This is a genomic window from Microbacterium dauci, assembly GCF_030065535.1.
GTDB lineage: Bacteria > Actinomycetota > Actinomycetes > Actinomycetales > Microbacteriaceae > Microbacterium > Microbacterium dauci.
Genome location: NZ_JASJND010000005.1, coordinates 142031 through 154450 on the forward strand (window position 1 = coordinate 142031; position 12420 = coordinate 154450).

Here is a 12420-nt window from a genome sequence, read left to right on the forward strand (position 1 = left end):
CGATCAATGTCCACGACGAACGACACCACCGCAGTCCCGACGTCCGCGCGCATCGCGCAGCGTCGCCGGTACCTCATGTGTCGCCCCGAGTACTTCACGGTGAGCTATCGGATCAATCCGTGGATGGAGCCGACGAAGCCCACCGACACCGCGAAGGCCGTGCGGCAATGGCAGGAGTTGTACGACGCGTACGTGTCGCTCGGGCACGAGGTCGAGCTCATCGATCCTGTGCCCGGCCTGCCCGACATGGTCTACACCGCCAACGGCGGCTTCATCGTCGACGGTCGCGCGCTGGGCGTGAAGTTCCGGGTGCCGGAGCGCAGCGGCGAGGAGCGACCGTTCATGGACTGGTTCGCCGCGAACGGCTTCGACGTCGTCGAGCCGGTGGAGGTCCAGGAGGGCGAGGGTGACTTCCTGCTGGTGGGCGACACGATCCTCGCCGGCACCGGCTTCCGCTCGGTCGGCGACAGCCACCGTGAGCTCGCCGAGGTGTTCGACCGCGAGGTGCTTTCGCTCCGGCTGATCGACCCGCGGTTCTACCACCTCGACACCGCCATCACCGTGCTCGATCCGGTCGAAGGGCCGGGCGGCGTGGAACGCGCGAACATCGCCTACCTGCCGACGGCGTTCGACGCGGCATCCCGCACGATCCTCGCCGAGCGCTACCCCGACGCGATCGAGGTGTCGGACGAGGATGGCGCCGTCTTCGGCCTCAACGCCGCGAGCGACGGCAAGCACGTCTTCATCTCGCCGCGTGCGACGGGCTTCGCCGCGCAGCTCGCCGAACGCGGCTACACCCCGGTGCCCGTCGACCTGTCCGAGTTGCTGCTCGGCGGCGGCGGGATCAAATGCTGCACCCTGGAACTGCGAGGAGGACGACGATGACCGACATCCGCACCGAGCCCGACACTGCGACGGCCGAACTCATCGACGCCGAAGCTGCACACGTCGCCCACAATTACCACCCGCTCCCCGTCGTCGTCGCGCGCGGCGAGGGATCGTGGGTCAGCGACGTCGAGGGGCGCCGGTACCTCGACCTGCTCTCGGCGTACTCGGCGCTGAACTTCGGGCACCGGCATCCGGCCCTCGTGGCGGCGGCGACCGAACAGCTCGGCAGGCTCACGCTGACGAGCCGCGCGTTCCACAACGACGTGCTCGGGTCGTTCGCCACTGCGCTCGCCGAGCTCGCCGGCAAAGACATGGTGCTGCCGATGAACACGGGAGCCGAGGCGGTCGAGACCGGCATCAAAGTCGCGCGCGCATGGGCGTACCGGGTCAAGGGTGTGCCGACGGATGCCGCGAACATCGTCGTGGCCGCGGGGAACTTCCACGGCCGCACCACGACGATCGTGGGCTTCAGCGACGACCCGCAGGCGCGCGACGGGTTCGGTCCGTTCGCACCCGGCTTCCGGACCGTGCCGTACGGGGATGCCGCTGCGCTCGCCGCCGCGATCGACGAGCACACCGCGGCCGTGCTGATCGAACCCATCCAGGGCGAAGCGGGCGTCGTGATCCCGCCGGACGGGTACCTCCGTGCGGTGCGCGAGCTGTGCACCGAGCAGCGGGTGCTGTTCATCGCCGACGAGATCCAGTCGGGGCTCGGCCGCGTCGGGACGACGTTCGCGTGCGACCGCGAAGGCGTCGTGCCTGACCTGTATCTGCTCGGTAAGGCGCTCGGTGGCGGCATCCTCCCGCTGTCGGCCGTCGTCGGAGATCGCGACGTACTGGGGGTCATCCACCCCGGTGAGCACGGCTCGACCTTCGGCGGAAACCCGCTCGCGGCGGCTGTCGGTCGGGTGGTCGTCGACATGCTCGCGTCGGGCGAGTTCCAGTCCCGTGCCACCGCCCTCGGCGACCACCTGCGCGACCGACTCGAGGGGCTCCTCGGCTCGGGCGTGACCGCCGTGCGGGTCGCCGGGCTCTGGGCGGGCGTCGACATCGACCCCGAGATCGGCACCGGGCGAGAGGTCGCCGAACGGCTCCTCGGCCGCGGCGTGCTCGTCAAGGACACGCACGGGCAGACGATCCGCATGGCGCCGCCGCTCGTGATCCGGGCGACCGAGATCGACTGGGCAGTCGAGCAGCTCAAGGTCGTCCTGGCGGGCTGAGGCGCGGCATCCGCACGGCATGCTGTCAAGGCCTCAGGGCCGAAACACTCCGGCAACAGGGGCCGCGTTAGGCTCGGGTCATGGGTGACCTGTTCGACGGATACGGCTCCACGCTGGCGCCGAGGAAGACCCCCTCCGGGGTGCCCGCCTTCGACGAGATGTTCTCCGAGCCGACCTCTGCAGGAGCGGCTGCCGAGTCCAGATCGTCGTATCGAGAGCTCTACCAGGCCCTCGCGCAGATGACCCAGGAGGAGCTGCGCGGACGCACCGAGTCGCTCGCGAGTTCGTACCTCGCGCAGGGCGTCACGTTCGACTTCGCCGGTGAGGAACGCCCGTTCCCGCTCGACGCGGTCCCCCGCGTTATCGCCTACGACGAGTGGTCGCGGGTCGAGAAGGGCGTGCAGCAGCGCGTCCGAGCGCTCGAGGCGTTCCTCGACGACGCCTACGGCCACCAGCACGTCGTCCGCGACGGCGTGCTCCCCGCGAAGCTCATCGCCTCATCGCAGTACTTCTACCGGCAGGCCGCCGGCATCCGCCCCGCCAACGGCGTGCGCATCCAGGTCGCCGGCATCGACCTCATCCGCGACGAGCACGGCGAGATGCGGGTGCTCGAAGACAACGTGCGCGTCCCCTCGGGTGTCAGCTACGTCATCTCGAACCGACGGGTGATGGCGCAGACGCTGCCTGAGCTGTTCGTGAAGATGCGGGTGCGCCCCGTCGGCGACTACCCGAACAAGCTGCTGCAGGCGCTGCGCAACTCGGCACCTCCGGGTGTCGATGACCCGAACGTGGTCGTCCTCACGCCCGGCGTCTACAACTCCGCGTACTTCGAGCACACGCTGCTCGCACGCCTCATGGGCGTCGAGCTCGTCGAGGGGCGCGACCTCGTCTGCCAGGGCGGCAAGGTCTTCATGCGCACGACGCGCGGTCCGCGTCGCGTCGACGTCATCTACCGCCGCGTCGACGACGACTTCCTCGACCCGCTCCAGTTCCGTGCCGACTCGATGCTCGGCGCCCCCGGCCTCATGCTCGCCGCCCGCCTCGGCAACGTCACGATCGCGAACGCGGTCGGCAACGGCGTCGCCGACGACAAGCTGCTCTACACGTACGTGCCCGACCTCATCCGGTACTACCTCGCCGAAGAGCCGATCCTCAAGAACGTCGACACGTGGCGCCTCGAAGACCCGGGCGCGCTCGAAGAGGTGCTCGACCGGCTCGACGAGCTCGTCGTGAAGCCCGTCGACGGCTCGGGCGGCAAGGGCCTCGTTGTCGGTCCCGACGCGAGCCGCGCCGAGCTCGACGCGCTCCGCACGAAGCTGCAGGCCGACCCGCGCGGCTGGATCGCGCAGCCGGTCGTGATGCTCTCGACCATCCCGACGCTCGTCGAAGACGGTATGCGCCCCCGCCACGCCGACCTGCGCCCCTTCGCCGTCAACAACGGCGATGAGGTCTGGGTGCTTCCCGGCGGGCTCACCCGCGTCGCGCTGCCCGAGGGACAGCTCGTCGTCAACTCGAGCCAGGGCGGCGGGTCGAAGGACACCTGGATCGTGGGCGGCGACGCCCCGTCTCGCGGGGAGTACGGCGGGCAGCATCCGTCCCTCGCCGGCCTCGTGGCAGAGCAGGCGACGCCGACGTCGGCGATCCCCGTCATCTACGACGCGCAGGACGAGCCGACGCACTCGCCGCAGGATCGCCCGCGCAGCACGCACGAGCAGCAGGAACAGCAGCAGCAGGGCCGCGACGCCGCCTCGGCGTCGCCCGCCGACGCTGCACTGACCGCGAGAGAACACAGAGCGGCCGAGGGGTCGGGTGCGACCCGTACTCTCGGCGCGCAGCTGTTCTCTCGCCGCGACGGAGGTGAGACCGCATGCTGAGCCGCATCGCCGAGTCGCTGTTCTGGATCGGCCGCTACATCGAGCGGTCCGACGGCACCGCCCGCATCCTCGACGTCCACCTGCAGCTCCTGCTCGAAGACCCCTGGATCGACGAGGACACCGCGTGCCGGTCGCTCATGGGCGTCATGGGCACCGTGCCGCGCACGACCGACGGTCCGGTCACCCGCGCCGACGTGCTGACCCACCTCGCCGTCGACCGGTCGAACCCGTCGTCGATCGCGTACTCGCTGCAGTCCGCACGTGAGAACGCCCGCCGCGCGCGCGAGATCGTCTCGACGGAGCTGTGGGAGACGCTGAACACGACGTCGTCCCGGATGCCGCGCCGGTTGAACGACGAGAAGGTGCACGAGTTCTTCCAGTGGGTGCGCGAGCGCGCCGCGCTCGCCATCGGCGTGACCGACAGTTCGACGAGCCACGACGAGTCGTGGCAGTTCTTCACGCTCGGCCGCGCGATCGAGCGTACCGACATGACGGCGCGGATGCTCGCGACGCGTTCGCTCACCGAGGCGTCGGGCCCGTCGTGGACGACGATCCTCCGCTCGTGCGGCGCATACGAGGCGTACCTGCGCACCTACCGTGGCATGCCGAGTTCGCGGAACGCGGCGGAGTTCCTGCTGCTCGACCGACTGTTCCCGCGCTCGATCATCCACTCGATCCAGACGGCGGAGCGCTGCATGAGCGCGATCGACCCGGTCGCCGACCGCGTCGGACACTCGAACTCGGTGCTGCGCGCACTCGGCCGCATCCGCAACGAGCTCGAGTACCGCCCGATCGAAGAGGTGCTCGCGGAACTCCCCGAGCACATGCAGAGCGTGCAGTCGGTGACCCGCGAGGCATCCGAGGCGATCCGGGGACGATTCTTCCCCACGCACGCCGAACCGAGCTGGATCGGAGAGACCTCATGAAGCGTCTGCGCATCGAGCACACCACCGGGTTCGACTACCCCGGCGACGTGGGCGCGTCGTACAACGAGGCCCGCATGCTCCCGACGACGAGCGACAGTCAGTTCGTGCTGAGCTCGCAGCTCGACATCGAGCCGTCGACGGCCGTGAACTCGTACATCGACTACTTCGGCACCCGCGTCGCGGCGTTCGACGTGCTCGCGAAGCACTCGGCGCTGCAGATCACGGCGCGGTCGCTCGTCGAGGTGCGGGCGCGGCCCCTGACGCACCCCGACACGACGTGGGAAGCGCTCGAGCGCGACGCGCAGCGCTCGATCTCCACGGTCGAGATGCTCGGCCAGACGCGTCGCACCGAGCCGCACGAAGAGGTCGCCGCGATGGCGAAGGCGATCGCCGCGCAGCACGAGAACCCGTCGCACGCGGCGCTCGCGATCGCGACGGCGGTCGGCGAGGCGGTCGAGTACGTGCCCGGCGCGACCGAGGTGCACTCCACCGCGGCAGAGGCGTGGGCCTCCCGCAAGGGTGTCTGCCAAGACATGGCCCACATCGCGCTCGGTGCGTTGCGGTCGGTCGGCATCCCGGCCCGCTACGTCTCGGGCTACCTGCACCCCAACCCGAACGCCGAGGTCGGCGTGCCGGTCGTCGGGGAGTCGCACGCGTGGGTGGAGTGGTACGCCGGGTCGTGGCACGGGTTCGACCCGACGAACGACGCCGAGATCGGCGACCGCCACGTGACCGTCGGTCGCGGCCGCGACTACAACGACGTGCCGCCGCTGCGCGGTGTGTACGCAGGTGGCTTCAAGGGCAAGCTCGCCGTGCAGGTGCAGATCACCCGCGAGGCCTGACCGCTACACCGGGCTCGCGGCGTCCTCCTCGACAGCGCGATCATGGTGCACGCGCCGGGGCGAGGGTGAAGCGCTACGACCGTGCCGCCGTGGCATCAGCAATGGCGACAGACGGGGCAGTGTCTTGACGGTCCGTGTGCGTCGGTGCGCGCTGCTCCGAAAAACCACGTCCGCCCCGAGAAGCCATCGCAGGCGTGATGTTTCGTGTCGGAGTGGTTTCTCGCGAGACGGATGCCGCGCCACCGTCGAGGTCAGCTGACCTTCCGCACCTCGGTCGGCTGCTCGTCGTCCGGCACACGGATCGGCGTCGTCCCGGCGACTTCGTCGCTGAACTCCTCCGGCGTGATCACCGTGATCGGTCGGGTCTCGTCGATCGTGAGGGCGAAGCGCCGCTTCTCGTGGCGGTGTAGTCGCCCCGAGACGATGAGCCAGGTCAGACCCACGGCGAACGCGACGAGTGCCGCCGCCGCGCCGAAGAGGATCGCGACGCGCGGGCCGAATGCGTCGGCCGCCCACCCGATGATGGGGGCGCCGATCGGGGTGCCGCCCATGAGGATCGCCATGTAGAGCGCGAGGACGCGTCCGCGCAGGCCCGGTTCGGTCGTGGTCTGCACGTAGCCGTTCGCGGTGGTGAGCGTCGTGACGACCGCGAAGCCGATGAACATGAGCGTGACGGCATACAGTGCGTAGCCGGGTGCGAAGGCCGAGAGGACGGATGCCACGGCGAACATTCCGAGGCCGCCGATGACCAGCCGGAGTCGGGCGCGATCGCGCCGGGCGGCCAGCAGCGCACCGGCGAGCGAGCCCACCGCGAGGATCGAGCTGAGGATGCCGTACCCGTCGGCCTCCTGCCCGAATTCGAGCGCCATCGTGGACGCCAGGATCGGGAAGTTCATGCCGAACGCGCCGAGCAGGAACACCATGACGAAGGTGACGACGAGGTCGGGGCGCCCCCACACGTAGCGAAGGCCGTCGGCCATGCGTGCGGCGCTGCGCATCTTGGGTCGCGGGGCGAGCTCGTCGGCGCGGATGAGGCCGAGCGAGACGAGCATCGCCGCGAACGTGATCGCATTGAGGAGGAACACCCATCCGGTGCCGACGGCGACGATCACGAAACCCGCGACGGCTGGGCCGATCATGCGCGCGGTGTTGAACGATGCGGCGTTCAGGGCGACGGCGTTCGACGCATTCTCGCGGGCGACGAGGTCGGAGACGAACGCCTGCCGTGCCGGGTTGTCGAACGCGGCCACGATGCCGAGGGCGAACGCGAAGGCGTACATCGTCCAGAGGTTCATGACATCGAGCAGCAGCAACGCGCCGATGATGAGCCCGAGCAGCATGAGCAGGCCCTGCGTGAAGAAGAGGAGTCGGCGTCGCTCGAAGCGGTCCGCGACCCACCCGGTCACCCCGACGAGCAGGAGCGGCGGCGCGAACTGCAGCGCCATCGTGATGCCCATCGCGGTCGCGTCGTTGTCGGTCAGCTGGGTGAGCACGACCCAGCTGAGCGCGGTCGCCTGCATCCAGGCGCCGACGTTGGAGACGAGGGCGCCGATGAACCAGACGCGGTAGTTGAACACGGAGAAGCTGCGGAACATGGCGGAACTCATCGGGCGGCGACCTCCAGCATGAGCGCCGCTGCGTCGGCGAGGGTCGCGCGCTGTGCGGGGGTGAGCTCGGCGAGCGCGTGCTCCATCCACGAGTCGCGGCGGCGGGCCGTCTCGTCGACGACTTCGCGGCCGGCGTCAGTCAGTTCGATGTTGACCTTGCGCCGGTCGGTGTCGTCGGGGGTCCGACTGAGGTACCCCGACTCCTCGAGACAGTTGACCGTCCGGTTCATCGACGGCGCCGAGACGCGCTCGCGGTCGGCGAGTTCGCCGAGGGTGTGCGGCCCGTACACCTTGAGCACGGCGAGCACCGCGAACTGCGCGTCGCTCATCGAATCGACGGCGCGCTGCGAGCGGAGGCGGCGGGCGAGCCGGAACGTTGCGAGCCGGAAGTCGGATGCCGCGTGGGCGAGGTCTTCGGCGGGGGCAGCTGCGGGTGATTCGGAGGGGGGTGCGGTGGGGGAGGCGTTCATGTCGATTCATTAGCCTAGCTCATTAGTCTGGCTAACAGCCGGGCGGATTCGGAGCCCGCGGCATCCGCGCCCCTAAGATGCGAACCATGCCCGAGTTCACCGACGCGCACGGCGTCGCGATCGTCTACGACGTCCACCCTGCGGTCGGTACCCCGCGCGGCGTGGTCCAACTCCTCCACGGCGTCGGCGAGCACGCCGGCCGCTACGGCGCCGTCATCGCGGCGCTGACGGCCGACGGTTTCACGGTCTACGCCGACGATCACCGGGGGCACGGCCGCACCGGCATCCGTCAGCACGGCGGACCCGAGAAACTCGGTCGTCTCGGCGTCGGAGGGCTCCGCGCGGCGCTCGCCGCGTGCCGGCAACTCACCGGGATCATCCGCGATGCGCACCCGGGGCTGCCGCTCGTGCTGCTCGGCCATTCGTGGGGGTCGTTCCTCGCGCAGATGATGGTCGACGAGGAGCCGGAGGCGTACGCCGCGCTCATCCTCTCCGGCTCGGCGCTGCGGTGGCCGGGATCGCTGAACGCGGCCCCGCTGAATGCGCGATGGGCGGGACCGGATGCCAACGGTGTCGAGTGGCTGTCGACCGATGCGTCCGTGCAGGCGGCGTTCCTCGACGACCCGCTTACGACGACCGAGCCGCTGTTGAAGCTCTTCGGGCCGATCGAGGCTGCACGCCTGTTCGGCAAGCCCGGGCGAGACCTCGGGGTGCCGCTGCCGGTGCTCTTGATGGTCGGCCGCGACGACCCGGTCGGCGGCCCGCGCAGCGTGCACAAGCTGGCGGACGCCTATCGCACCCGCTCCGGGCTGACCGACGTGACGACCCTCGTCTACCCCGGCGCGCGGCACGAGATCTTCAACGAGCACTCGCAGGCCGAGGTGCGCGCCGACCTGCTCGCCTGGCTCGACGCCCGCATCCCGCGCCGCGACTGAGCGCGCGACCGTAGGCTGGGCACCATGCACGGCGAGTACAAGGTCCCCGGTGGAAAGCTGGTCGTCGTCGACCTCGAGGTCGAGGACGGCCGCATCGCCGACTTCCACCTCGCCGGCGACTTCTTCCTCGAGCCCGATGACGCGCTCGCCGACATCGACGCCGCCATCACCGGGATGCCGATCGAGTCCGACGTCGCCGCGATCGCCGCGGCGGTCCGCGGCGCACTGCCCGAGGGGGCGCAGTTGCTCGGCTTCACGCCCGAGTCGGTCGGCACTGCCGTCCGCCGCGCGCTCATCGTCGCGCCGGGCTGGACCGAGTTCGCGTGGGAGATCGTTCACGAGAAGGCGGTCTCGCCGGCGATGAACCTCGCCCTCGACGAGGTGCTCACGGCACGCGTCGGGGACGGTCGCCGTACCCCGACGCTCCGCATCTGGGAGTGGGACGAGTCCGCCGTCGTCATCGGATCGTTCCAGTCACTGCGCAACGAGGTCGATCCCGACGGCGCCGCGAAGCACGGCTTCGAGGTCGTCCGCCGCATCTCGGGCGGCGGGGCCATGCTCATGGCGGCCGGCTCGATCATCACCTACTCGCTGTACGTCCCGGCCGAGCTCGTCGCGGGCCTCACCTTCGCCGACTCGTACGCCTTCCTCGACGACTGGGTCCTTCACGCGCTGCGGTCGCTCGGCATCGAGGCGACCTACCAGCCGCTGAACGACATCGCGTCGCCGAGCGGCAAGATCGGCGGTGCCGCGCAGAAGCGGCTCGCGAACGGCGGTGTGCTGCACCATGCGACGCTCAGCTACGACATGGACGGCCAGGTGCTGACCGAGGTGCTCCGTATCGGCCGCGAGAAGCTCTCCGACAAGGGGACGACATCGGCCGCCAAGCGCGTCGACCCGCTCCGCAGTCAGACCGGGATGCCGCGCGCCGAGATCATCGACCGGCTGAAGGAGACCTTCACGTCGCTCTACGGCGCCACCCCCGGCGTGATCTCGGCCGACGAATACGCCGAGGCCGAGGCACTCGTCGCGTCGAAGTTCGCCACCGACGCGTGGCTGCAGCGCGTGCCGTGACCGTCGAGATCCATCTCGGCGACAACCTCGACGTCGCCCGACGGTTCGCCGACGGCTCGTTCACGCTCGTCTACCTCGACCCACCGTTCAACACGGGCCGCACGCAGGAGCGCGCGATCGAGTCCGCGACCCGCGCCGCGTCCATAACTCCTCAAGATTCGCGCGCCGGTGCCGGCGCACCCCCGGAATCACGCGGTGCGGGCGACGGTGAAGGCGCGGATGTGAGGAGTTCTGCACCGGCCGCAGACTTGCCGCCGCTCGTCCCCGACCCGTCGGCACCGGTCAAGGGCGGGTTCCGCGGTACCTCGTACGCCCGCACGCGCGGCGCGCTGCGGCTGTACGACGACCGGTTCGACGACTACTGGGGGTTCCTCGAGCCGCGCCTGCGCGAGGCGTGGCGACTGCTCGCCGACGACGGCACCCTGTACCTGCACCTCGACTACCGCGAGGCGCACTACGCGAAGGTCATGCTCGACGCGGTCTTCGGCCGTGAGTGCTTCCTCAACGAGCTCATCTGGGCGTACGACTATGGCGCGAAGTCTCGCCGCCGCTGGCCGAGCAAGCACGACACGATCCTCGTGTACGTCAAGAATCCGTCCGGCTACCACTTCGACTCCGAGGCGGTCGACCGGGAGCCGTACATGGCACCGGGTCTCGTCACGCCCGAGAAGGCCGCGCGCGGCAAGCTCCCGACCGACGTCTGGTGGCACACGATCGTCCCGACGTCGGGACGCGAGAAGACGGGGTACCCGACGCAGAAGCCCGAGGGCATCCTGCGGCGCATCGTGCAGGCATCCAGTCGTCCCGGGGACCGCGTGCTCGACCTTTTCGCAGGGTCCGGCACCACCGGCGCCGTCGCCGACGCCCTCGGCCGCGACGCCGTGCTCGTCGATCACAGCCCCGAGGCGCTCGCCGTCATGCGCGCCCGGATCCCCGACGCCATCGTCGTCGGCTGACCGGCAACAATTCCGGAGAATCTGTCTCAAGCGGCCGTCCGAGCCTCGTTCGGTGCGTTCCTCGTCGGGAACTCCGGAGTTGTTGCAAGGCGGGCGTGAGCGGATGCCGCGCGCTCAGCGCCGGCGCGCTCGCGACGCCGCTGCGCGGAGCGTCGCCACGGCAGCGTCGTCGACGAGCTCGCGGGGGAGGACCACCCCCTGGCCGGCGATCCCCGACACGCGCACGCTGACGGAGTGGCGGGCGACCGCAACCGAGGTGATCGCGCGCGCGGGGATGTGCACGTGGGCGATCGAGGTCGTCGTGGTAACTCCGGTTTCGTCGATCTCGACGGCGAGCTCATCGCCGCGCGGGTAGACGCCCTCGATCAGTCGCAGCATCGCCGGTGCCCGCATCGCGCGAGCCGCGATGAGGATCGTGAGCGCGATGAACAACCAGAAGCCGCCGGTCATGAGTGATCGCGGGTTGCCGGTGAAGAAGATCGGCCACCCGAGGCAGATCACCGCGAGCACGGCCGCGCCGATCCACACGGGTGCGAGGTGCCTCCGCCCGGCATCTTTCGCCAGTCGCTTCGCGAGCGCGGCATCCACCCGCATGGTCTTCGCCGTCGTACCTGTCGCCTCGATCGTCATCGTGTCCCCCTCCGACGCGCCCATCGTCGCACGCGCCGGAGCGGGAGACCAGCGCTCGCCGGTCACGACATGCCGTGGCCGCATGTCAGTCGCGACGAGTGCGCGTCACTCCGCGTCGGTGTCGCCCTCCACCTCGGTCGCGAGGAATGCGAGCAGCGCCTCGTTGACCTCGGCGCCGTGCGTCCAGAGCAGGCCGTGCGGGGCGCCCTCGATCTCGACGTACTCCGCGGTCGGCACGAGTTCGCGGAATCGGCGGGCGGTCGCGTCGATGGGCAGGATGTTGTCGGCCGTGCCGTGCACGATCAGCGCCGGCACCGACAATGCGTCGACGTCGGCGCGGAAGTCTGTCGGCCAAGTGAGGGGAGCGGCGGCGATCGCGGCGTTGCCGGCCTGGTTCGCGACGGCGACCGAGGCGTCGACCGCCTCCTGCGAGATGCGCGAGCCGAGCAGGTCGTCGAGGTTGTAGAAGTCGCGGAAGAACCCGGTGAGGAACGCATAGCGGTCGTCGCGCACTGCCTGGGCGGTGCCGTCGAAGAACGCCTGGTCGCCGGCGCCGTCGGGGTTCTCGTCGGTCTTCAGCAGCCACGGCTCGAGCGATCCGATGAACACCGCCTTCGCGATGCGCGACGAGCCGTAGCGCGACAGGTAACGGGCGATCTCGCCGGTGCCCATCGAGAAGCCGACGAGCACGGCGTCGTAGAGGTCCAGCTCCTCGATGAGCGCGTGGAGATCGGCGGCGAAGGTGTCGTAGTCGAAGCCGGATGCCACCTTCGTGGACGCCCCGAATCCGCGACGGTCGTACGCGATGACGCGGTACCCGGCGTCGAGCAGCGCCGCGTGTTGCTTGCCCCACGACTCGCCGTTGAGCGGGAACCCGTGGATCAGGACGACCGGCTGCCCCGATCCCTGGTCGGTGTAGAAGATGTCGACGTCGACCGAGTTCTCGGTCGCCACGGTGATGAATGCCACGATGCGGCTCCTTCCGGCCGGGCCGTTCC

12 protein-coding genes are annotated in these 12420 nt (G+C 70.0%); 8 read left to right on the forward strand and 4 right to left on the reverse strand.

What is annotated here, in order from left to right; translation table 11 throughout:
- Positions 1-6: 6 nt before the first annotated feature.
- The 5 genes from ddaH to QNI14_RS07875 all read left to right on the forward strand — a co-directional run bounded on the left by ddaH (position 7) and on the right by QNI14_RS07875 (position 5750).
- On the forward strand, positions 7-885 hold the full coding sequence (gene ddaH, locus QNI14_RS07855) for a dimethylargininase (RefSeq protein WP_283715978.1): 879 nt from the start codon (positions 7-9) through the stop codon (positions 883-885).
- Entirely contained in the window at positions 882-2108 is a 1227-nt protein-coding gene (gene rocD, locus QNI14_RS07860) for an ornithine--oxo-acid transaminase (protein ID WP_283715980.1), read from the forward strand. Before ddaH ends, rocD begins: the two co-directional genes overlap by 4 nt.
- An 80-nt stretch (positions 2109-2188) precedes the next feature.
- On the forward strand, positions 2189-3982 hold the full coding sequence (locus tag QNI14_RS07865; protein ID WP_283715982.1) for a circularly permuted type 2 ATP-grasp protein: 1794 nt from the start codon (positions 2189-2191) through the stop codon (positions 3980-3982).
- Positions 3976-4908, forward strand: coding sequence for an alpha-E domain-containing protein (locus QNI14_RS07870; protein WP_283715983.1), 933 nt, complete (start codon positions 3976-3978; stop codon positions 4906-4908). Before QNI14_RS07865 ends, QNI14_RS07870 begins: the two co-directional genes overlap by 7 nt.
- Entirely contained in the window at positions 4905-5750 is an 846-nt protein-coding gene (locus QNI14_RS07875) for a transglutaminase family protein (RefSeq protein WP_283715985.1), read from the forward strand. The genes QNI14_RS07870 and QNI14_RS07875 overlap by 4 nt, the downstream gene beginning before the upstream one ends.
- Before the next feature lie 251 nt (positions 5751-6001).
- On the opposite strand, the gene QNI14_RS07880 is transcribed toward QNI14_RS07875, so the two are convergent.
- Entirely contained in the window at positions 6002-7345 is a 1344-nt protein-coding gene (locus QNI14_RS07880) for an MFS transporter (protein WP_283715986.1), read from the reverse strand.
- Between the two features lie 8 nt (positions 7346-7353).
- Complete coding sequence (locus tag QNI14_RS07885) at positions 7354-7827, reverse strand: MarR family winged helix-turn-helix transcriptional regulator (RefSeq protein WP_283715987.1); 474 nt, start codon at positions 7825-7827, stop codon at positions 7354-7356.
- 86 nt (positions 7828-7913) lie between these two features.
- Between QNI14_RS07885 and QNI14_RS07890 the strand changes: the two genes are divergently transcribed.
- From QNI14_RS07890 to QNI14_RS07900, 3 genes are read left to right on the forward strand one after another with little or no spacing between them, the layout of a single operon-like run.
- The gene (locus QNI14_RS07890) at positions 7914-8762 is read left to right on the forward strand and encodes an alpha/beta fold hydrolase (RefSeq protein WP_283715988.1); all 849 of its coding nucleotides are present in this window, start codon (positions 7914-7916) and stop codon (positions 8760-8762) included.
- Between the two features lie 24 nt (positions 8763-8786).
- Complete coding sequence (lplAB, locus tag QNI14_RS07895) at positions 8787-9836, forward strand: lipoate-protein ligase LplAB (protein WP_283715989.1); 1050 nt, start codon at positions 8787-8789, stop codon at positions 9834-9836.
- Positions 9815-10792 (forward strand): DNA-methyltransferase, encoded by a 978-nt coding sequence (locus tag QNI14_RS07900; RefSeq protein ID WP_430539259.1) that lies wholly within the window; start codon positions 9815-9817, stop codon positions 10790-10792. The genes lplAB and QNI14_RS07900 overlap by 22 nt, the downstream gene beginning before the upstream one ends.
- Positions 10793-10906: 114 nt before the next feature.
- On the opposite strand, the gene QNI14_RS07905 is transcribed toward QNI14_RS07900, so the two are convergent.
- Entirely contained in the window at positions 10907-11422 is a 516-nt protein-coding gene (locus QNI14_RS07905) for a hypothetical protein (RefSeq protein ID WP_283715990.1), read from the reverse strand.
- Positions 11423-11527: 105 nt separating this feature from the next.
- Positions 11528-12391, reverse strand: a complete 864-nt coding sequence (locus QNI14_RS07910; RefSeq protein ID WP_283715991.1) for an alpha/beta fold hydrolase — start codon at positions 12389-12391, stop codon at positions 11528-11530.
- Positions 12392-12420 lie beyond the last annotated feature (29 nt).